Genomic DNA, 20,329 nt, shown 5'->3' with positions numbered 1-20,329 from the left:
TCATCGTATGCGGCACGCGCTTCTTCGTCCCCTCCCCGTGCAAACCGGAGTTTCTGCTCCTCTACGCGCGTCCGGCCTTCGCCGCTGCGGACAAACCCACCCGGCAGACGTCGTCCTCGTGGGCGCAGGCCAGCGTGCGGTACGCGCCGACGCCGATCCCGGCGAAGTTCTCGAGGCTCTCCGTGCCCGGTACGAAGTACCCGGCGTGCCCCTGGGCGCCCCGCGCCGACAGCACCCGCGCCCCGAACGCCGCGGACACCGGGTCGGCGCCGTGTCCCAGCCCGCCGAGCTCCAGGTTCGGCACGTCCTGGATCCAGTCGTCGGCGTCCCGCATCGACCACACGTGGGCGGCGGTGTGCAGGTGGGAGGCCTTCGCGACCCGCATGCCGGGGCTGCCGGCCACGGCGATGTCGCTGACCCGGCGGGGCAGCGTGTCGGCGGCGACGCCGCACACGACCGAGCCGTAGCTGTGGCAGAACAGCGAGACGGGCGCGCGGCCCGGCAGCGCCCGCAGCAGCGCGTTGAGCCGGACGGCACCGCGTTCGGCGCGCGTCGCGGTGGCCGCCTCCATGCCGAGGCCGCTCGGGGACGTGTAGTCGGCCCAGGCGATCACCGCCGTACGCGTGGCCGGGCTCGCCGCGCGTTCGGCCGCGTACAGCGACTCGGCCATGCCGGCGGGCGCCGAGTACTTGCGGTCGGTGCGCTGGAAGGTGAGCAGCTCGGTGTCCACGCCGGGGACGACGACGGACACGCGTTCGGCGCGGTCCAGGTTCCCGAACACCTCGGCGATCCGGCCCGAGCCCGCCGGGTCGAAGGCGAGGATGTGGCGGCCGGGGTCGAGCAGCGACTCGTAGCGCTGCATGCGCCGGCCCGCCTCCCGCTGCCCGGAGGGGGAGAGGCGCTTGTCGTGCATGCGCTGCCGCTCGACCGTGCGCGCCTCGCGGAGCGCCGCGTGGTTGGCCTGGTAGCGCAGCTCGACGGGCGCACCGTTCATGTTGCCGACGGCCAGGGGATAGCGGCGGGCCAGGCTCGCCCGCTGGGCCGCGGTGAGCGAGGCGAAGAAGCGGGACAGCCGGGCGGGGGCCGCCTGCGCGTCGGGCAGCCGGCGTCCGTCTATCCGGCCGTGCTCCCAGGCCGTGACCGAGGCTTCGAGCGCCGTGGGCCCCCGGTGGTTGCGCAGGGCGGTCCAGCCGGTGGTCGACAGCATCACGAACACCACGGCCAGGGCGAGCAGTGCGCGCCAGACGTTCAATTGCGGGGAGGTGTCGAAGGAAGTCACTGGGAGGACACACTAGGAGAACGGCGGGGTCTCGCGTGAATCAAGTGGCACGGATCACGTTTCGGTCGTGTGTTACGGGGTTCTCCGCCAGCTTCCGGTGAGCGCCGGTTCCACCTGATCGAGGTACGAGGCCGCCAGATCGCGCAGCGCCGCGAGGCCGGCGTCGTCCCGTTCCGACCAGATCCGCTCGGTCACCCGCATCACCGCGCCGAAGACGGCGACGACCACGCGCGGGCGCGGATCGGCGTCCAGGTCGAGGCCCTCGCGGGCGGCGACGATGCGGGCGATCTCCTCCTCCAGCTCGGTCGCGCGCCGCAGGTGGGCGGCGAGCAGCGCGGGCGTCGACTCGATCACCCGGTAGAAGCGCATGTGCAGGTCGAGCGGCACCAGCTGCTCGACGGCGTCGCCGATGGTGTCCCAGCTCTCCACCAGGGCGCCGCGCAGCGCGTCCAGCGGTGCCTCGCCGGGCGGGCGGCGGCGCACGGCGTCGACGAAGTGCGACTCGGCGAGCCGGGACACGAAGAACGCCGCCTCCTCCTTGCTCGCGAAGTAGCGGAAGAAGGTGCGCTGCGAGACGTCGGCGGCCTCGACGATGTCGTCGACGGTCGTCTCCTCGTAGCCGCGCTCGGTGAACAGCTCCAGGGCGGAGCGCAGCAGCGTGTCCCGGGTGCGCTGTTTCTTGCGTTCGCGCAGGCCCGGCCGGGGAGCCGCCTGGGCGCCTTCCGCTGCCACCGGCGTGTCCGCCGTCTTCAAAAGGTGTCTCCCTGTCTCCCGTGCCTGCCCGTTTGCGCAGATCAGGCTCCGTTCAGGCTATACGGGCATGACGTGTCAGTTACTGTCTGGTGAATTGGTTTGTCAACTGTCAGCGGCTGTCATTAGCCTCGAAGGTATGACTAGTCAGACCACCATCGACAAGACCGGGCCGGGGAGCGGACCGCCCACGCCGTCGGATGCCACGCCTGCCTCGGGGCTGCGCGGCCACCCGTGGGTCACCCTCGTCACCGTCGCGGTAGGCGTCATGATGGTGGCCCTCGACGGCACCATCGTGGCCATCGCCAACCCGGCGATCGGCAAGGACCTCGGCGCCAGCTGGTCCCAGCTCCAGTGGATCACCAACGCCTACTTCCTCGCCCTCGCGGTCTCCCTGATCACCGCGGGCAAGCTCGGCGACCGCTTCGGTCACCGGCAGACCTTCCTCATCGGTGTGGCGGGCTTCGCCGCCGCCTCCGGTGCCATCGGGCTGTCCGACAGCATCGCGATGGTCGTCACCTTCCGTGTCTTCCAGGGCCTGTTCGGCGCGCTGCTCATGCCGGCCGCGCTCGGTCTGCTGCGGGCCACCTTCCCGGCCGAGAAGCTCAACATGGCCATCGGCATCTGGGGCATGGTCATCGGCGCCTCCACCGCGGGCGGTCCGATCCTCGGCGGTGTGCTGGTCGAGCACGTCAACTGGCAGTCGGTGTTCTTCATCAACGTGCCGGTCGGCGTCCTCGCCCTGGTGCTCGGTGTGCTGATCCTGCTGGACCACCGGGCCGAGAACGCCCCGCGGTCCTTCGACATCCTCGGCATCGCCCTGCTGTCGGCCTCGATGTTCTTCCTCGTCTGGGCGCTCATCAAGGCCCCGGACTGGGGCTGGGGCTCCGGCCGGACGTGGCTGTTCGTGGCGGTCTCGGTCGTGGGCTTCGCCCTGTTCGCCTTCTGGGAGACGAAGGTCAAGGAGCCGCTGATCCCGCTGGCGATGTTCCGGTCGGTGCCGCTGTCGGCGGGTGTCGTCCTGATGGTCCTGATGGCCATCGCCTTCATGGGCGGCCTCTTCTTCGTCACCTTCTACCTGCAGAACGTGCACGGCATGAGCCCGATCGACGCCGGTCTGCACCTGCTCCCGCTCACCGGCATGATGATCGTCGCCTCGCCGCTGGCCGGCGCGATGATCACCAAGGTCGGCCCGCGCATCCCGCTCGCGGGCGGCATGGTGTTCACCGCGGTCGCCATGTTCGGCATGTCCACGCTGGAGACGGACACCGGCAGCCTGGCGATGTCCATCTGGTTCGCCCTGCTCGGCCTCGGTCTCGCGCCCGTCATGGTCGGCGCGACGGAGGTCATCGTCGGCAACGCGCCGATGGAGCTGTCCGGCGTGGCCGGTGGCCTCCAGCAGGCCGCGATGCAGATCGGTGGCAGCCTCGGCACGGCGGTGCTGGGTGCCGTGATGGCGTCCAAGGTCGACAGTGACCTGGCCGGCAACTGGGCCGACGCAGGTCTGCCGAAGCTCGGTCCCGAACAGCACGACCAGGCTGCGCAGCTCGTGCAACAGGGTGTCCCCCCGGTGGCCGAGGGCACCCCCGCCCCGATCGCCGCGAAGATCGCGGACGTCGCGCACGACACCTTCATCTCCGGCATGAGCCTGGCGTCGCTCGTCGCCGCGGGTGTGGCCACCGTGGCGGTGCTCGTCGCGTTCCTCACCAAGCGCGGTGACAACGCCGAGGCCGGTGCGGGCGTGGGGCACATCTGACGGAGGGTCCACTCCTGTCACCCTGTTCGTCCATCAGGGTGACAGGGCCGGCGAACCCTCCCCACCGGAGGGCCTCGCGGGTCACAGTGGGTCAAGTCCTCCGCAGGGCATGGGAGGGCGAGAGGCTGCGGCGCGCTGCTGGAGGGGGGCAGCGCGCAGGCAGCACACCGCGGGGGGATTGTCCACCCGAACGGGGGTACTCGCACATCAACCCGAGACGAACCGAACTCGACGAGTGGTTCAGGGAGTTGATGATGACGAGCTTTGGACACGGAACGCGCAGGAACCCCCGCTCACCTGGCCGGACGTGGTCACGGACCGGGCCGGACCGCGCGACGCTCGGCATCGTCGGAGTCGTCTGCGCGGTCGCGGGATTCTTCACGCTGGGGATCATCCTCGGCCCCGCCGCGATGGTCTGCGGATGGCTCGCCATGGGGCGCAGCTGGGCGGGTTCCCGCCCGGTGCCGGCGGTGGTGGCCCTCGCCCTGGGTGCCATCGACACGCTCCTGGCGATCATCTGGCTCGCCGGATCGGCCGGCATGGGCAACGGCATGCTCTGACCGGCCGGCGAGCCCGACGCCAAGCGCGAACGAGGAGGGCCCCCGGCACCGCCGGGGGCCCTCCTCGCGTCTGTGCTCGCCCGCCGCTACGCGTCACCGCCCGCGGCCCCGGGGTCGGCCGCCGTCACGTCGAGCAGCCGGTACCGGTCGACCGCCTGCTTCAGCGCCGACCGGTCGATCTTGCCCTCCCGGGCCAGCTCGGTCAGCACGCCCACCACGATCGACTCGGCGTCGATGTGGAAGAAGCGCCGCGCCGCACCGCGCGTGTCCGCGAAGCCCCAGCCGTCGGCGCCCAGCGACTGGTACGTCCCCGGCACCCACCGCGCGATCTGGTCCGGCACCGACCGCATCCAGTCGGACACCGCCACGAACGGCCCCTGCGCGCCCGCCAGCTTCCGCGTCACGTACGGCACCTGCTGCTCCTCCTCGGGGTGCAGCAGGTTGTGCTCCTCGCACGCCACCGCCTCGCGGCGCAGCTCGTTCCAGGAGGTCGCCGACCACACGTCGGCCCGCACGTTCCACTCGTCGGCGAGGATCCGCTGCGCCTCCAGGGCCCACGGCACCGCGACACCGGACGCCATGATCTGCGCCGGGATCGCGCCGCCGGTGCCCTCGCTGAAGCGGTGGATGCCCTTGAGGATGCCCTCGACGTCCACGTTCTCGGGCTCGGCCGGGTGCCGGATCGGCTCGTTGTAGACGGTGAGGTAGTAGAAGACGTCCTCGCCGTGCGGATGCTGCTCGTCCGCGCCGTACATCCGGCGCAGCCCGTCCTTGACGATGTGCGCGATCTCGAAGCCGAAGGCCGGGTCGTACGCCACGCACGCCGGGTTGGTGGAGGCCAGCAGCTGCGAGTGGCCGTCCGCGTGCTGCAGCCCCTCGCCGGTCAGGGTCGTACGGCCCGCGGTCGCGCCCAGTACGAAACCGCGTGCCAGCTGGTCGCCCATCTGCCAGAACTGGTCGCCGGTGCGCTGGAAGCCGAACATCGAGTAGAAGACGTAGACCGGGATGAGCGGCTCGCCGTGGGTGGCGTACGCCGAGCCCGCCGCGATCAGCGAGGCCGTGCAGCCCGCCTCCGAGATGCCGTCGTGCAGCATCTGCCCGTTCGGCGCCTCCTTGTAGGCGAGCAGCAGATCCCGGTCCACGGACTCGTACTGCTGGCCGAGCGGGTTGTAGATCTTCGCGCTCGGGAAGAACGAGTCCATGCCGAACGTGCGGTACTCGTCCGGCGCGATCAGCACGAACCGCTTGCCGAGCTCATTGTCCCGCATGAGGTCCTTCAGCAGCCGCACAAAGGCCATCGTCGTCGCGATGGACTGCTGACCCGACCCCTTCTTCACGGTCGCGTACGTCTTGTCGTCCGGCAGGGCGAGCGGTTTCGACCGCACCACACGGGTCGGCACATAGCCGCCGCAGCCCTGCCGGCGGTCGTGCATGTACTGGATCTCCTCCGTGTCCCGGCCCGGGTGGTAGTACGGCGGCGGGCCGGACTCCAGCTCCTTGTCGGAGATCGGCAGGTGCAGCCGGTCGCGGAAGCGCTTGAGGTCGTCGACCGTCAGCTTCTTCATCTGGTGCGTGGCGTTGCGGCCCTCGAAGTTCGGGCCCAGCGTCCAGCCCTTGATCGTCTTGGCCAGGATCACCGTCGGCTGGCCCTTGTGCGCCTTGGCCGCCGAGAAGGCCGCGTAGATCTTCCGGTGGTCGTGACCGCCGCGGCCCAGGTGCAGGATCTGGTCGTCGGTCATGTTCTCGACCATCGCGCGCAGCCGGTGGTCGTCGCCGAAGAAGTGCTCGCGGATGTAGGCACCGGACTCGGTGGCATAGGTCTGGAACTGGCCGTCCGGCGTGATGTTCATCTTGTTGACCAGCACGCCGTCGCGGTCCTGGGCCAGCAGCGGGTCCCAGGTGCGGTCCCACACCAGCTTGATCACGTTCCAGCCGGCGCCCCGGAAGATCGACTCCAGCTCCTGGATGATCTTGCCGTTGCCGCGCACCGGGCCGTCCAGCCGCTGCAGGTTGCAGTTGACCACGAAGGTCAGGTTGTCCAGGCCCTCACGGGCGGCGATGGACAGCTGGCCCAGCGACTCCGGCTCGTCCATCTCACCGTCGCCGAGGAAGGCCCACACGTGGGACTTCGAGGTGTCGGCGATGCCCCGCGCGTGCATGTAGCGGTTCATCCGCGCCTGGTAGATCGCGCCGATCGGGCCGAGGCCCATCGAGACGGTCGGGAACTCCCAGAAGTCCGGCATCGACCGCGGGTGCGGGTACGACGACAGCATGTACGGCGCCTTGGACTTCTCCTGGCGGAAGCCGTCCAGGTGCTGCTCGGTCAGCCGGTCCAGCAGGTACGCGCGGGCGTAGATCCCCGGCGAGGCGTGCCCCTGGAAGAAGACCTGGTCGCCGCCGTCGCCCTCGTCCTTGCCGCGGAAGAAGTGGTTGAAGCCCACGTCGTACAGCGAGGCGGAGGAGGCGAAGGTGGCGATGTGACCGCCGACGCCGATGCCGGGACGCTGCGCGCGCGAGACCATCACGGCGGCGTTCCAGCGGGTGGCGTTGAGGATCTTGCGCTCGATCTCCTCGTTGCCGGGGAAGAACGGCTCGTCCTTGGTGGCGATCGTGTTGACGTAGTCCGTGCTGCGCATCTCGGGCACGGCCACGCGCTTCTCGCGGGCCCGCTCGATCAGTCGCAGCATCAGGTAGCGGGCCCGCTCCCGGCCCCGCTCGTCGACGGCGGCGTCCAGGGAGTCGAGCCACTCCTGGGTTTCCTCGGGGTCGAAGTCAGGAACCTGACTCGGCAGGCCGCCAATGATGATCGGATTGCGATCTGATGCGGAAGCCACACTGTTCCTTCGCTGTCAGAGGGCCATTTGTGCCGGGTGTCTGCGCCGATTCCCCATCGTGTACCTCGCGGAGGCAAACGTCATCTGTACCGTGGGGTAACCGGTTCTCCCATGAGGGCCGGGGGCACGTTCATTCGAGTCTCGTACCCACACATGGTTCCCAAATACGCAAACGGGGCACAAGGGTGTGGTGTACGTCACCTTTGGCTCGGACGGCATGGCTGGAGTTGCGGCGACACGGCCGGGATCGTCACCGTTTCGGCGGTCCCAGTCGCCGGGTACTTGCGCGATCCGTCCCGTCCGTGTGGACTACGGCCAAGCTTCGCGCACGCGCGTGGCTGAAGACATTCACTAGAGACATGATCAGGAGGCAACCCGTGAGCGCGACCGCGGACCACGCGGAGGAGCGGACGAACCCTGCCGCCAGGCTGGGTTTCCAGCCCGGGCAGGTGGTCCAGGAGATCGGCTACGACGACGACGTCGACCAGGAGCTCCGCGAGGCCATTGAGGGCGCCGTCGAGGGCGAGCTGGTGGACGAGGACTACGAGGACGTGGCCGACGCCGTCGTGCTGTGGTTCCGTGACGACGACGGCGACCTGACGGATGCGCTGGTGGATGCCACCACGTACATCGAGGAGGGCGGGGCGATCCTGCTCCTCACGCCGAAGACCGGCCGTCCTGGGTACGTCGAGGCCAGCGACATCTCCGAAGCCGCAACGACGGCCGGCCTGACGGCGGCCAAGAGCGTCAGTGTCGGCAAGGACTGGAGCGGCAGCCGGCTGGCGACCCCCAAGGCGGCCAAGTCGAAGCGGTAGCCGGTCCGGCTCCGCACCACCCGGCTCCGGACGGGCCGACCGCCGTCGGCCCGTCCGTGGGCTCGTGATGATCCCTGCGTAGGGTGTTTCCAGCGAATCACCCTTCGAAGGGACGAACAGGACCATGGCGATCCAGGTCGGCGACAAGGCCCCCGACTTCGAACTCAAGGACAACCACGGCGCGACCGTAAAGCTGTCCGACTTCCACGGCCGGAAGAACGTCGTGCTGCTCTTCTACCCGTTCGCCTTCACCGGCGTGTGCACGGGCGAGCTGTGCGAGGTGCGGGACAACCTGCCGCAGTTCTCCGACCGCGGCACCCAGGTGCTCGCCGTCTCCAACGACTCCATCCACACCCTGCGCGTCTTCGCCGAGCAGGAGGGCCTGGAGTACCCGCTGCTCTCCGACTTCTGGCCGCACGGCAACGTCTCGCGCGCCTACGGCGTCTTCGACGAGGACAAGGGCTGCGCCGTCCGCGGCACCTTCATCATCGACCGCGAGGGTGTCGTCCGCTGGACCGTCGTCAACGGCCTGCCGGACGCCCGTGACCTGACCGAGTACGTGAAGGCGCTCGACGCCCTCTGACCGACACCGTGCGATTCGTCGGCTCCAGGGCCTGCGGCGGGCGGGAACCCGTCACTAGGATCGAATCGTTGATCCGACAAGCCACAGCACGTCATCCAACGCACTACGGGGCTTCCCGCCCCTGGACATCAAGGGAGGACTCGTGGGAGTCAGCCTCAGCAAGGGCGGCAACGTATCGCTGACCAAGGAGGCCCCGGGACTGACCGCGGTCATCGTCGGTCTGGGCTGGGACGTCCGTACCACGACCGGCACCGACTTCGACCTCGACGCCAGCGCGCTGCTGCTGGACAGCTCCGGCAAGGTCAGCAGTGACGCCAACTTCGTCTTCTTCAACAACCTGAAGAGCCCCGACGGATCGGTCGAGCACACCGGCGACAACATCACCGGTGAGGGCGAGGGCGACGACGAGCAGATCAAGGTCAACCTCGCGGCGGTCCCCGCCGAGATCGAGAAGATCGTCTTCCCGGTGTCGATCTACGACGCCGAGAACCGCCAGCAGTCGTTCGGCCAGGTGCGCAACGCGTTCATCCGCGTGGTGAACCAGGCCGGCGAGGCGGAGATCGCCCGCTACGACCTCTCCGAGGACGCGTCCACCGAGACCGCCATGGTCTTCGGCGAGCTGTACCGCAACGGGGCGGAGTGGAAGTTCCGGGCCATCGGCCAGGGCTACGCCTCCGGCCTGCGCGGCATCGCCCAGGACTTCGGCGTGAACGTCTGAGTCACCGCTCCGTCCGAGGCGACAGCCTCGATCGTCCGGCGCCGCACGGTTTACGTGCGGCGCCGGACGCGCAGGAAACCCAAGAACCATCACCCGGGGAGGGACCATCACATGGGCGTCACTCTTGCCAAGGGGGGCAATGTCTCCCTGTCCAAGGCCGCACCGAACCTCACGCAGGTGCTCGTCGGCCTCGGCTGGGACGCGCGTTCCACCACCGGCGCACCCTTCGACCTCGACGCGAGCGCACTGGTGTGCAGCGGGGGCCGGGTGCTCGGTGACGAGTGGTTCGTCTTCTACAACCAGCTCAAGAGCCCGGACGGCTCCATCGAGCACACCGGTGACAATCTGACCGGCGAGGGCGAGGGCGACGACGAGTCGCTGCTCGTCGACCTCCCCAAGGTGCCCGCCCACTGCGACAAGATCGTCTTCCCGGTCTCGATCCACATGGCGGACGAGCGCGGCCAGACCTTCGGCCAGGTCAGCAACGCCTTCATCCGGGTGGTCAACCAGGCCGACGGCCAGGAACTCGCCCGCTACGACCTCAGCGAGGACGCCTCCACGGAGACCGCGATGATCTTCGGCGAGCTCTACCGCTACCAGGGCGAGTGGAAGTTCCGTGCAGTGGGGCAGGGGTACGCGTCGGGGCTTCGCGGCATCGCTCTAGACTTCGGAGTCAACGTTTCGTAAAGCCGAGTACGGCGCGGGGGAGCCCCGTACACACACGATTGGGTAGCCAGTGCTTCTGAAAACCTTCGGCTGGTCGTTCGCGGTCACCGCGCTCGGCCTGGTCGCGGCGGTCTTCTACGGGGGGTGGACCGCCTTCGGCATCGTCGCGATCCTCTCGATCATGGAGATCTCGCTGTCCTTCGACAACGCGGTGGTCAACGCCGGGATCCTGAAGAAGATGAATGCCTTCTGGCAGAAGATCTTCCTCACCATCGGCATTCTCATCGCCGTGTTCGGCATGCGCCTGGTGTTCCCGGTCGTGATCGTGGCGATCAGCGCCCAGCTCGGGCCGATCGAGGCCGTCGACCTCGCGCTGACCGACAAGGACCGCTACCAGGAGCTGGTCACCGACGCCCACCCGTCGATCGCCGCCTTCGGTGGCATGTTCCTGCTGATGATCTTCCTCGACTTCATCTTCGAGGACCGCGACATCAAGTGGCTCCAGTGGCTGGAGCGGCCGCTGGCCAAGCTCGGCAAGGTCGACATGCTGTCGGTCTGCATCGCCCTGATCGTGCTGCTCATCACCTCGATGACCTTCGCCACCCAGGCCCACCTGCACGCCGGCCACGCCGACAAGGCGGAGACGGTCCTGATCTCGGGCGTCGCGGGTCTGATCACCTACATGATTGTCGGCGGTCTCTCCGGGTACTTCGAGGACAAGCTCGAAGAGGAGGAGGAACGCGAGCACGAGGAGGAGGAGCAGGCCGCCCGCACCGGCAAGCCCAAGTCGGCGGTCGCGCTGGCCGGCAAGGCCGCGTTCTTCATGTTCCTCTACCTGGAGGTCCTGGACGCGTCGTTCTCCTTCGACGGTGTCATCGGCGCCTTCGCCATCACCAACGACATCGTCCTGATGGCCCTCGGCCTCGGCATCGGCGCCATGTACGTCCGGTCCCTGACCGTCTACCTGGTCCGCCAGGGCACCCTCGACGACTACGTCTACCTGGAGCACGGCGCGCACTACGCGATCGGCGCCCTCGCCGTCATCCTCCTCGTCACCATCCAGTACGAGATCCACGAGATCATCACCGGCCTCGTCGGCGTCACCCTGATCGCCTGGTCCTTCTGGTCCTCCGTACGCCGCAACAAGCGGCTCGCGGCGGCCGGGGGAGACGGCGACGCGGAGAAGGCGGCGGTCTCCTCCGGGGTGTGAAACCCCGGTGATCCCGGGCCGGTGCGCCCCCGGTGCGCCTGCGCCACCGGTGTGAACACGGCCCGGACGAGGAACGCTCTGTGCGGGGCGGCCGACGAGGACGACTCCTCGGGGCCGCCCCGTCGGCGGTGAAAGGGAACGTGGGGGCGGGAATGGGCTTCTTGGACGGGCTGTGGCGCGGCCGTGAGAGCGATTTCGACTCGGGCAGCGCGGCCACCAACTCCATCGAGCTGACCAAACGGCACAGCCAGGTCTCCCTGACCAAACAGGGCGCGGCCACCGGGCACCTGCGCATCAACCTCACCTGGCGGATGCGGACGTCGGACATCATGGGCAACCAGCGCGAGAGCCTGCTGCGGCACCCCTTCAAGGCACTCAAGCCCCCCGAGGTCGTCGGCCACAGCCAGAGCATGGTCAACGTCGACCTCGACCTCGGCTGCCTCTACGAACTGCAGGACGGCACCCGGGGCGTCGTCCAGCCGCTCGGCGGCTATCTGGGCGACGTCAACGCCCCGCCGTACGTCAAGCTCAGCGGTGACGACCGGTTCGGCTCGGCGTCCGGCGAGACGATCTACGTCAACCTCGACCACCGGGACGCCATCAAACGGCTGCTGCTCTTCGCCTACATCTACGACCAGACGCCGGCCTTCGACCGTACGCACGCCATCGTCACGCTGTACCCGAGCAACGGGCCGCGCATCGAGATAGGCCTCGACGAACGCCATCCGCAGGCCCGCTCCTGCGCCGTGGTGATGATCGAGAACGTCAAGGGCGAGATCATGGTCCGCCGCGAGGTGAAGTTCGTCTACGGCTTCCAGGGGGAGCTGGACCGGCTCTACGGGTGGGGGCTGCAATGGGGGCGGGGCTACAAGACCAAGGTCGAGCGATGAGCGCGGCTCACCGGCCGATGAACTGCGGCCCCTGCGGCGGCAGCCGGAAGTCCGGGTCGGGCGCCGCGGTCACCGGAAGCGGGTAGCCGTAGCCGGACTGCGCCCCGGCCGCCCCCGCGGTGGCGGGCGCCTGCGGGTAGCCGTAGGCGGGGCGCGCGGCCGGCTGCGGATAGCCGTAGGCCGGCTGCGTCGTCGGCGGCTGCTGCGGATAGCCGTACGCGGGCTGGGCCGGCACCCCGGCCGGCTGCTCCGGCGGCAGCGGGTAGGAGACCTCCGAAGAGGGCGGGACGGGCAGCGGCTGCACGGTCGTCGGCTCCTCGGGGCCGACCACCGGCCGGTCGGGCGCGGACGGTTCCGGCGAAGGGGCCGCCGCCGGCTCCTGCGCCGCCTCGGACTCGTCCACGGAGATGCCGAAGTCGGTCGCCAGACCCTTCAGCCCGTTGGAGTAGCCCTCGCCGAGCGCCCGGAACTTCCAGCCCTCCCCGCGCCGGTACAGCTCCCCGCAGATCAGCGCCGTCTCCTGGCCCGTCTCCGGCTTGACGTCGAAGTACGCCAGCGGCTCCCCGTCGGCGACCGTGGCGTCGTACAGCAGGATGCGCAGCTCCCGTACCCGGTCGAAGGCGACGCCGTCCGCCGACGCGACCAGCAGGATCCGGCCCACCGACGGCTCGACGCCGGAGAGATCTGTCTGGATCGTGTCGGTCAGGCCTTCGGGGACCCGCTTCTTGCCGAGCCGCCAGACCTGCCCGGACGGATGCCGGGGCTGGTTGTAGAAGACGAAGTCCTCGTCGGAACGCACACGGTCGTCGGGGCCGAGGAGCAACGCGGAGGCGTCCACGTCGGGGACCCCCTGCCCGGGTGACCAGCGCAGCACGGCGCGTACCGTGGTGGCTCGGAGCGGGACGTTCGACCCCTTCAGCATCGCGTGCGTCATGCCGTCATCCTGCCCTCTCGGTCCTGCTCACGACAACGCGGGGGCGGGTACGCGGGGCGTGTCCGCGCGGCCCCGGTCGCCCGCCGCCGACATGGCGGGGTTACCTGGAATTCATGCCCGGTGGGAACCACCGACATGGATACGTACGTACTATTACCGGCCACCTTGGACTGTTGTCCGGTCGTCCAGATACCGCGGGGGAGTATTTATGCGTCATTTCGGGCACCTTGCCCCTGAAGCGCGTGAGCGCCTCTTCCACCGGGAGCCCTGCGCGTTCACCGCGGACTCCCCGGCCCGGCTGCTGTCCGCGGCCCTGGGCGCCACGCTCTACAGCCCGGCCACCCGGCCGAAGCTCGCCGACGACGTCCTCAAGCAGGGCGCGCGCGGGGTGGTGTCGATGGTGCTGTGCCTGGAGGACTCGATCGACGACGCCGATGTGGCGGCCGGCGAGGAGAACCTCGTACGGCAGTTCGCGGACCTGGCCGACCGCCCCGGCGCGGACGTGCCGCTGCTGTTCGTCCGGGTCCGCACCCCCGGTCAGATTCCCGACCTCGTACGGCGCTTCGGCCCGGCCGTGCGGCTGCTGTCCGGATTCGTGCTGCCCAAGTTCACCGAGGAACGCGGCGTGCCGTTCCTGGAGGCGCTCACCGCGGCCGAGGCGGCGAGCGGCCGGCGCCTGTTCGCCATGCCGGTGCTGGAGTCGCCCGACCTGCTCTACCGCGAGTCGCGCGTGCAGACGCTGGAGGGCATCTTCCGCGCCGTCGACAAGTACCGCGACCGGGTACTCGCCCTGCGCCTCGGCGTGACCGACTTCTGCTCCTCCTACGGGCTGCGCCGGGCCCCCGACATGACGGCGTACGACGTCCAGATCGTCGCCTCCGTGATCGCCGACGTGGTGAACATGCTCGCCCGGGCCGACGGCACCGGATTCACCGTGACCGGGCCGGTGTGGGAGTACTTCCGGGTCCAGGAGAGGATGTTCAAACCGCAACTGCGGCAGAGCCCGTTCCTGGAGGTACAGGCCGTGGAGCTGCGCCAGAAGCTGATCGAGCACTCCATGGACGGCCTGCTGCGGGAGATCTCCCTGGACCAGGCCAACGGCCTGCTCGGCAAGACCTGCATCCACCCCTCGCACGTGCTGCCGGTGCACGCCCTGTCCGTGGTCAGCCGCGAGGAGTTCAGCGACGCCCAGGACATCCTGCGGCCCGAGCGCGGCGGCGGAGGCGTGCTGAGGTCGGCGTACACGAACAAGATGAACGAGGTGAAGCCGCACCGCGCCTGGGCCGAGCGGACCCTGCTGCGCGCCGAGGTCTTCGGCGTGGCCAACGAGGACATCGGCTTCGTGGAACTCCTCGCCGCCGGCCTCTCCGACTGAACCCGTCCCACCGAACGCAAGGAACCGATGAACGACGCAGTGGACCACGGGAGGCACGAGCACATGGACAAGGGGGCGCGGGCCGGGGAGCACGCGGGCGTCTGGTCCGGCAGCTGGGTCGCGGAGCGGCTCGGCGTCGAACTCGCGGGCGACGACGCCCTCACCGGCATGCTGGGACTCGCCCTGCGCCGCAACCCCAAGCGCGCCCACCTGCTCGTGTCCAACGTGCTCGGCAAGCACGTCCCGCAGTCCCCGTCCGTCGTGTACGGCCACGGTGTCGCCCTCGGGCGGCGCGTCCGCGAGCTGCTGGGCGCCGAGGAGGCCGGCCGGGCCGTCGTCCTCGGCTACGCGGAGACCGCCACCGGACTCGGCCACTCGGTCGCCGACGGCCTGGGCGCCGCCCCGTACCTGCACTCCACCCGCCGTCCGGTCACCGGCGTCGCCCGCGCGGGCGGCTTCGAGGAGTCCCACTCGCACGCCACCTCCCACCTGCTGCTGCCCGAGGACCCGGCGCTGCTCGCGGGCGACGGGCCGCTGGTCCTGGTCGACGACGAGTTCTCCACGGGGAACACGGTGCTGAACACCGTGCGCGATCTCCATGAGCGGTATCCGCGGGAGCGGTACGTGGTCGTCGCCCTGGTGGACATGCGGTCCGCGGCGGACGTGGGGCGGCTCGAGGCGTTCGGGCGGGAGATCGGCGCGCGGGTGGATCTCGTGACGGCGGCTTCGGGGACGGTGCGGTTGCCGGAAGGGGTGCTGGAGAAGGGGCAGGCACTGGTGGCGCGGTACGAGACGGAAGGCGCCGGGGCCGGTGGTCTGTCGTCCGCGCCCCTGAAGGACGCCGGCCCCGTGACCCCCGTGAGCCGTGAAGCCGACGCTCGGACCACCCGCCCAGGGGCGCGGGGAACCGCGCGGCCGGCCTCCGGCCACCCGCACGCGCACGATGACCGCGCCCGCCCCTACGCCACCCCCGTAGACCTGTGCTGGCCCCCGGGCCTTCCCGACGGCGGTCGGCACGGCTTCACCCCCGGCCACCGTGCCCGCCTCGAATCCGCGCTCCCCGCCATGGCCGCCCGGATCGCGCGGGCGCTGCCCGCCGGAGCCCGCCGCGTGCTCGTCCTCGGCTTCGAGGAGCTGATGTACGCCCCGCTGCGCCTGGCCGCCGAGCTGGAGCGGACCACCGGGGCCGAGGTGCGCTACTCCACCACCACCCGCTCGCCCGTCCTCGCGGTCGACGACCCCGGGTACGCGATACGCACCCGTCTGGTCTTCCCCGCGCACGACGACCCCGCCGACGGCCCCGGCGAGCGCTACGCCTACAACGTCGCGGGCGGCGGCTTCGACGCCGTCGTCGCCGTCGTCGACTCGGTCGCCGACACCCCCGCGCTGCACGCGCCCGGCGGACTGACGGCCCGGCTCGCCGCGCACGTCCCGCACGTCCTGCTCGCGGTCGTCCCGTCGTACGTGCCCGGGTCCGCCGAGTCCCCGCACGCCCCCGAAAGGCCCCCGATGCTGCCCGAGCCCCTGCGCGGTCCCGCCTTCTCCTCGTACGCCCCCGACGAGGTCGGCTGGCTGCTCCAGGACCTCTCGGAGGTGACGCTGGAGGCGCCGACCGAGGAGCGCGAGGAGGCCATCCAGCGGGGCGGCGCCCACTACGCGGAGTCGCTGCCCGTGGAGTACCAGCCCAGCGAGCAGTACCAGGAACTGTTCCACGCCGCGCTCAAGACGTCCGCGGCACGCCTCGCGCGAGCCGTCGGCGCCGTCACCGAGATCGTGCTGACCGAGAGGTCGCCGCGCCCCGTCCTGGTCTCCCTCGCCCGCGCGGGCACCCCCGTCGGCATCCTGATGCGCCGCTGGGCGCAGTACCGGCACGGCCTCGACCTGCCGCACTACGCCGTGTCCATCGTCCGGGGCCGCGGCATCGACGCCAACGCGCTGCGCCGGCTGGCCGCCGACCACGACCCGGCCGACGTCGTCTTCGTCGACGGCTGGACCGGCAAGGGCGCCATCACCCGCGAACTCGCCGCCGCCCTGCGCGACTTCGAGGTCACCGACGGCATCACCGGCTTCGACCCGGAGATCGCCGTTCTCGCCGACCCTGGCTCCTGCGTACGCACCTACGGCACCCGCGACGACTTCCTCATCCCGTCCGCCTGCCTCAACTCCACCGTCTCCGGCCTGATATCCCGCACCGTGCTCCGCGCCGACCTGGTCGGCCCGCACGACTACCACGGCGCGAAGTTCTACCGCGAACTCGCCGGCGCCGACCTCTCGGTGGCCTTCCTGGACGCCGTCTCCGCCCGCTTCCCGGAGGCCGCGGACACCGTCGACGCCCAGGTCAAGGAACTCCTGGCCGCCGACCGCACCCCCACCTGGGAGGGCTGGGCCGCCGTCGAGCGCATCAGCGAGGAGTACGGCATCCACGACGTCAACCTCGTCAAGCCCGGCGTCGGCGAGACCACCCGCGTGATGCTGCGCCGGGTGCCCTGGAAGGTGCTGGCCCGGGCCGGTGCGGGCGCCGACCTGGACCATGTGCGGCTACTGGCCGAGCAGCGGGGCGTGCCCGTGGAGGAGGTCGACGGCCTGCCCTACACGTGCGTCGGGCTGATCCACCCGAAGTACACGCGCGGCGCGACCGGCGCCGACGGCAGGGCGGTGACGCGCTGATGCCGGTGCTCGTCGCGAGCGACCTCGACCGCACGCTCATCTACTCCGCCGCCGCCCTGGGGCTGACCATGCCGGACCCGCGGGCGCCCCGGCTGCTGTGCGTGGAGGTCTACGAGAGCAAGCCCCTGTCCTACATGACCGAGACGGCCGCCGGACTGCTGACCGACCTCGGCGGCACGGCCGTCTTCGTGCCGGCCACCACCCGCACCCGCGAGCAGTACCGGCGCATCAACCTCCCCGGCCCCCCGCCGGAGTACGCGATCTGCGCCAACGGCGGCCACCTGCTGGTCGACGGCGTCACCGACGCCGACTGGCACGCCCGGGTGACCGCGCGGCTGGCCGACGAGTGCGCCTCGCTGGACGAGATCCGCGACCACCTGATGCGCGCCGCCGACCCGGTGTGGGTGCGCAAGCAGCGGGTCGCCGAGGACCTGTTCGCCTACCTCGTCGTCGAGCGCGAGCTGCTGCCCGAGGACTGGGTGAAGGAACTCGCCGTCTGGGCCGAGAACCGCGGCTGGACCGTCTCCCTCCAGGGCCGCAAGATCTACACCGTGCCCAAGCCGCTGACCAAGAGCGCCGCCGTGCGCGAGGTGGCCCGCCGCACCGGCGCCGAGCTCACCCTGGCCGCCGGCGACTCCCTTCTCGACGCCGACCTGCTGCTGGCCGCGGACCGGGGCTGGCGTCCCGGCCACGGCGAGCTGGCCGACTCCGGCTGGGCGGCACCGGCGATCGAGGCCCTGCCCGAGCGCGGGGTGCTGGCGGGGGAGCGGATCCTGCGGGAGTTCCTCACGGCGGCGCGCAGCCGCTAGCGGCCGCCGCGCCCGGTGCCGTTCACCGCCGGTCGGCCTTGCGGCGGCTGCCGCGGCCCGGGCGCAGCAGCCGCAGGAGCACGAAGGCCACCACGGCCAGCGCGGCGGCGGCGAGCACGACCTTGGAGTACGCGGAGACGACCGTGCTGACCTGGTGCCAGTTGTCGCCGAGGAAGTAGCCCGCCAGGACGAAGGCGGTGTTCCACAGGGCGCTGCCCGCAGTGGTCAGCGCCGTGAACACCGGCAGGGGCATGCGCTCCACGCCCGCCGGGACGGAGATCAGGCTGCGGAAGACGGGGAGCATCCGGCCGAAGAACACGGCCTTGGTGCCGTGCCGGCGGAACCACTCCTCCGTGCGCTCGATGTCCGAGACCTTCACCAGCGGCAGCCGGGCCGCCACGGCGATCGTCCGCTCCCGGCCGAGGAGCGCCCCGATGCCGTACAGCGCGAGGGCGCCCACGACCGAACCGGCGATGGTCCACACGAGCGCGGCGACCAGGTTCATGCTGCCCGTGCTGGCCGCGAAGCCCGCCAGCGGCAGGATGACCTCGCTCGGGATCGGCGGGAAGAGGTTCTCCAGGGCGACGGCCAGCCCGGCCCCGGGCGCCCCGAGGGTGTCCATCAGGTCGCTGATCCACTGGGGCGCGCCGCCCGTCGCCTCCGCCGCGATGACTGCCATGGCTCCACGCTAGGCGGGTGAACCTGAAGAGATCCTGAGCGACCGGGGCGGCCCTGGGCGCGCCCCGGCGTCACCGGTCAGCCGCAGCAGCCTCCGCCGCAGCAGCCGCCACCGCCTCCGCCGCCCGCGCGGGGCGCCGGGGCCGGTGCGGAGGCCGAGCCGCCGACGGCGACCGTCGACAGCAGCTTCACCGTGTCGTCGTGGCCCGCGGGGCAGGGCGCCGGGGCGGAGGACTCGGCCATGGGACGGCTCAGTTCGAAGGTGTCGCCGCAGCTGCGGCAGCGGTACTCGTAGCGAGGCATGAGCACAGGTTAACCGGCGGCCCCCGGCGGCCGGCCCCGGTGACGGAAGCCGGTCTCAGTGCCCGCTTCCCCGCTCCTCGCGGATGTGCGTCACCACGTCGGCAACCGTCCTGCGGACCGCGTCGGTCTCCGTCAGGAAGTGCCAGTAGTCGGGGTGCCGGCCCTCTAGCGTGGTGATCGCCCGCTCCAGCCGGGCCACGGCGTCGTCCAGGGGGCGCGCGTGCCGCGGGTCGGGGGTGTTGCGGCCCGCCATGGCGAGCCGCTGGGCGTCGCGGATCGCGAACCGGGTGCGTTCGATCTCCTGCTGCGGGTCCTTCTGCACGGCGTTGAGCTGCCGCAGCCGGTCACCGGCGGCCGAGACGGCCTCGTCGGTGCTGTTCAGCAGGGCCCGGACCGTCGACAGCAGGGCGGTGGCGTCGGGCCAGCGCTGCTCGTCGCGGGCACGCCGTGCCTCGGCCAGTTTGGCCTCGGCCTGGCGGACCGTTTCGGCGGCGTGGTCGGGCACGTGCTGGAGGTCCTGCCAGCAGGCGGCCGTGAACCGCCGCCGCAGCTCGCTCAGTACCGGTTCGACCTGCCCGGCGCGGGTGGTCAGGGCCTGGGCGCGGGTGCGCAGGGAGACCAGCCGGTGGTCGGTCTCGGCGGCCCGCTCGGGCAGGCGTTCCGCCTCGGCACGGACCGCCTCGGCCTCCCGGGTGACCCGCTCGGCCCGCTCCAGGGTCTGGGGCACGCCGTGCTGTCCGGCGCCCTGGTTCAGCCGGGTCAGCTCCGGGCCCAGGGCGGCGAGGCGGGCGGCGAGGCCGTCGGCCTTCAGCCCGGCGCCCCGTACGGCGTCCAGGGCGTCGGAGGCGGCGAGCAGGGTCTGCCGGGCGCGCTCGACGGCGGGGGCGAGCCGGGCCAGCTGGGTCTCGGCCTTGCCGAGCAGCGGGCCGAGTCCTTCGGCGAAGCGGTCCAGTTCCTGCTTGACCCGGCCGAGCTCGTCCTTGGCGGCGGTCAGCTCGGTGCGGGCACGGGAGGCGGCCGACGCCTCCAGGTCGTCCCGGTCCAGGTCGTGGGCGTCGACGGCGCTGATGTACCGGCCGCTGGCCTCGTCGATGCGCCGGCCCAGTGCCGCGAAGCCGTCGACGGCGCGCCGGGCGGCGGGGGAGGAGTCGACGGCCGCGATCGTCTCTATCGAGATCCGCAGGTCCCGCTGGGCGGTGTCCAGGTCGTAGAAGGCCGCCGCGGCGGCGTCCTTCGCGGCCTGCGCCTCGGCCCGCTGGCTCTCGGCCCGGCCGCCGAACCAGCGCCGGGTGCCGCCGCCGGCGAACGCGGCGGGCAGGGCGAGCGCGGCGAGCAGCGGCAGGCCCAACAGGGTGAGGGTGTCACGGAGCGCGCCGGGCGGGCGGCTCGTCGGGGACCGGTGCGGCGGGCGCGGCACGCGCGGCACCATCGGCGAGTACGGCTGCGATGGTGTCGCCGTCACATCCCTCTCCCGTGTCGTCCGTCCTGCCCGGGTTCATTCT

At 71.1% G+C, this 20,329-nt stretch carries 18 protein-coding genes; 11 read left to right on the top strand and 7 right to left on the bottom strand.

Annotation, left to right across the window (positions count from 1 at the left end):
- Positions 1-61: 61 nt before the first annotated feature.
- Entirely contained in the window at positions 62-1,279 is a 1,218-nt protein-coding gene (locus ACIRG6_RS02175) for an alpha/beta hydrolase (protein ID WP_403320275.1), read from the bottom strand.
- Positions 1,280-1,351: 72 nt separating this feature from the next.
- On the bottom strand, positions 1,352-2,032 hold the full coding sequence (locus tag ACIRG6_RS02170) for a TetR family transcriptional regulator (RefSeq protein WP_350719652.1): 681 nt from the start codon (positions 2,030-2,032) through the stop codon (positions 1,352-1,354).
- A 136-nt stretch (positions 2,033-2,168) separates the two neighbouring features.
- On the opposite strand from ACIRG6_RS02170, the gene ACIRG6_RS02165 reads away from it, so the two are divergent.
- Positions 2,169-3,785 (top strand): MFS transporter, encoded by a 1,617-nt coding sequence (locus ACIRG6_RS02165; RefSeq protein ID WP_364677323.1) that lies wholly within the window; start codon positions 2,169-2,171, stop codon positions 3,783-3,785.
- A gap of 251 nt (positions 3,786-4,036) precedes the next feature.
- Positions 4,037-4,345, top strand: coding sequence for a small hydrophobic protein (locus tag ACIRG6_RS02160; RefSeq protein WP_318218396.1), 309 nt, complete (start codon positions 4,037-4,039; stop codon positions 4,343-4,345).
- 86 nt (positions 4,346-4,431) lie between these two features.
- Here the strand turns inward: ACIRG6_RS02160 and aceE are convergent, their stop codons facing one another.
- A complete protein-coding gene (gene aceE, locus ACIRG6_RS02155) occupies positions 4,432-7,179 on the bottom strand; it encodes a pyruvate dehydrogenase (acetyl-transferring), homodimeric type (RefSeq protein WP_403320272.1) in 2,748 nt (915 codons plus the stop codon).
- Between the two features lie 377 nt (positions 7,180-7,556).
- Here aceE and ACIRG6_RS02150 point away from each other — a divergent pair, with 377 nt between their 5' ends.
- The 6 genes from ACIRG6_RS02150 (at position 7,557) to ACIRG6_RS02125 (ending at position 12,061) form a co-directional block, all read left to right on the top strand.
- Positions 7,557-7,994, top strand: a complete 438-nt coding sequence (locus ACIRG6_RS02150; RefSeq protein ID WP_161165332.1) for a DUF3052 domain-containing protein — start codon at positions 7,557-7,559, stop codon at positions 7,992-7,994.
- 124 nt (positions 7,995-8,118) lie between these two features.
- Positions 8,119-8,577 (top strand): peroxiredoxin, encoded by a 459-nt coding sequence (locus ACIRG6_RS02145; RefSeq protein ID WP_239768325.1) that lies wholly within the window; start codon positions 8,119-8,121, stop codon positions 8,575-8,577.
- Positions 8,578-8,719: 142 nt separating this feature from the next.
- Positions 8,720-9,295, top strand: a complete 576-nt coding sequence (locus ACIRG6_RS02140; RefSeq protein ID WP_239768326.1) for a calcium homeostasis/redox stress adaptation protein — start codon at positions 8,720-8,722, stop codon at positions 9,293-9,295.
- Positions 9,296-9,406: 111 nt separating this feature from the next.
- A complete protein-coding gene (locus ACIRG6_RS02135) occupies positions 9,407-9,982 on the top strand; it encodes a TerD family protein (RefSeq protein WP_318218394.1) in 576 nt (191 codons plus the stop codon).
- Between the two features lie 49 nt (positions 9,983-10,031).
- Complete coding sequence (locus ACIRG6_RS02130) at positions 10,032-11,171, top strand: DUF475 domain-containing protein (RefSeq protein ID WP_318218393.1); 1,140 nt, start codon at positions 10,032-10,034, stop codon at positions 11,169-11,171.
- Positions 11,172-11,323: 152 nt separating this feature from the next.
- Positions 11,324-12,061 carry a TerD family protein gene (locus ACIRG6_RS02125; RefSeq protein ID WP_318218392.1) on the top strand — a complete coding sequence of 246 codons (738 nt, stop codon included), beginning with the start codon at positions 11,324-11,326 and terminating at the stop codon, positions 12,059-12,061.
- A 7-nt stretch (positions 12,062-12,068) separates the two neighbouring features.
- Here ACIRG6_RS02125 and ACIRG6_RS02120 read toward each other — a convergent pair whose 3' ends face one another.
- Entirely contained in the window at positions 12,069-12,995 is a 927-nt protein-coding gene (locus ACIRG6_RS02120; protein WP_318218391.1) for a TerD family protein, read from the bottom strand.
- Positions 12,996-13,203: 208 nt separating this feature from the next.
- On the opposite strand from ACIRG6_RS02120, the gene ACIRG6_RS02115 reads away from it, so the two are divergent.
- The 3 genes from ACIRG6_RS02115 (at position 13,204) to ACIRG6_RS02105 (ending at position 17,846) form a co-directional block, all read left to right on the top strand.
- Entirely contained in the window at positions 13,204-14,370 is a 1,167-nt protein-coding gene (locus tag ACIRG6_RS02115; protein WP_364677331.1) for an HpcH/HpaI aldolase/citrate lyase family protein, read from the top strand.
- Between the two features lie 63 nt (positions 14,371-14,433).
- Positions 14,434-17,037, top strand: a complete 2,604-nt coding sequence (locus ACIRG6_RS02110) for a phosphoribosyltransferase (RefSeq protein ID WP_403320754.1) — start codon at positions 14,434-14,436, stop codon at positions 17,035-17,037.
- Positions 17,037-17,846: an HAD family hydrolase gene (locus tag ACIRG6_RS02105; RefSeq protein WP_364677332.1), complete on the top strand. Its 810-nt coding sequence runs from the start codon at positions 17,037-17,039 to the stop codon at positions 17,844-17,846. Before ACIRG6_RS02110 ends, ACIRG6_RS02105 begins: the two co-directional genes overlap by 1 nt.
- A 22-nt stretch (positions 17,847-17,868) precedes the next feature.
- Here the strand turns inward: ACIRG6_RS02105 and ACIRG6_RS02100 are convergent, their stop codons facing one another.
- The 3 genes from ACIRG6_RS02100 to ACIRG6_RS02090 all read right to left on the bottom strand — a co-directional run bounded on the left by ACIRG6_RS02100 (position 17,869) and on the right by ACIRG6_RS02090 (position 20,289).
- Positions 17,869-18,525, bottom strand: coding sequence for a DedA family protein (locus ACIRG6_RS02100; RefSeq protein WP_381687654.1), 657 nt, complete (start codon positions 18,523-18,525; stop codon positions 17,869-17,871).
- A 77-nt stretch (positions 18,526-18,602) separates the two neighbouring features.
- A complete protein-coding gene (locus ACIRG6_RS02095; protein WP_189228009.1) occupies positions 18,603-18,827 on the bottom strand; it encodes an FmdB family zinc ribbon protein in 225 nt (74 codons plus the stop codon).
- A gap of 55 nt (positions 18,828-18,882) precedes the next feature.
- Positions 18,883-20,289 carry a coiled-coil domain-containing protein gene (locus ACIRG6_RS02090; protein WP_364677334.1) on the bottom strand — a complete coding sequence of 469 codons (1,407 nt, stop codon included), beginning with the start codon at positions 20,287-20,289 and terminating at the stop codon, positions 18,883-18,885.
- Between the last annotated feature and the right edge of the window lie 40 nt (positions 20,290-20,329).

This window comes from Streptomyces flaveolus (assembly GCF_044765825.1).
Taxonomy (GTDB): domain Bacteria; phylum Actinomycetota; class Actinomycetes; order Streptomycetales; family Streptomycetaceae; genus Streptomyces; species Streptomyces flaveolus.
The sequence above is the reverse complement of the archived record's forward strand: the minus strand, read 5'-3'. Positions and strand labels throughout refer to the sequence as shown.

Bases quoted from the DNA above. Each gene is read 5' to 3' on its own strand.
- ACIRG6_RS02165 (WP_364677323.1), top strand. From the start codon at position 2,169: ATGACTAGTCAGACCACCATCGACAAGACCGGGCCGGGGAGCGGACCG.
- ACIRG6_RS02160 (WP_318218396.1), top strand. From the start codon at position 4,037: ATGATGACGAGCTTTGGACACGGAACGCGCAGGAACCCCCGCTCACCT.
- ACIRG6_RS02145 (WP_239768325.1), top strand. From the start codon at position 8,119: ATGGCGATCCAGGTCGGCGACAAGGCCCCCGACTTCGAACTCAAGGAC.
- ACIRG6_RS02135 (WP_318218394.1), top strand. From the start codon at position 9,407: ATGGGCGTCACTCTTGCCAAGGGGGGCAATGTCTCCCTGTCCAAGGCC.
- ACIRG6_RS02125 (WP_318218392.1), top strand. From the start codon at position 11,324: ATGGGCTTCTTGGACGGGCTGTGGCGCGGCCGTGAGAGCGATTTCGAC.
- ACIRG6_RS02120 (WP_318218391.1), bottom strand. From the start codon at position 12,995: ATGACGCACGCGATGCTGAAGGGGTCGAACGTCCCGCTCCGAGCCACC.
- ACIRG6_RS02115 (WP_364677331.1), top strand. From the start codon at position 13,204: ATGCGTCATTTCGGGCACCTTGCCCCTGAAGCGCGTGAGCGCCTCTTC.
- ACIRG6_RS02110 (WP_403320754.1), top strand. From the start codon at position 14,434: ATGGACAAGGGGGCGCGGGCCGGGGAGCACGCGGGCGTCTGGTCCGGC.
- ACIRG6_RS02105 (WP_364677332.1), top strand. From the start codon at position 17,037: ATGCCGGTGCTCGTCGCGAGCGACCTCGACCGCACGCTCATCTACTCC.
- ACIRG6_RS02100 (WP_381687654.1), bottom strand. From the start codon at position 18,525: ATGGCAGTCATCGCGGCGGAGGCGACGGGCGGCGCGCCCCAGTGGATC.
- ACIRG6_RS02095 (WP_189228009.1), bottom strand. From the start codon at position 18,827: ATGCCTCGCTACGAGTACCGCTGCCGCAGCTGCGGCGACACCTTCGAA.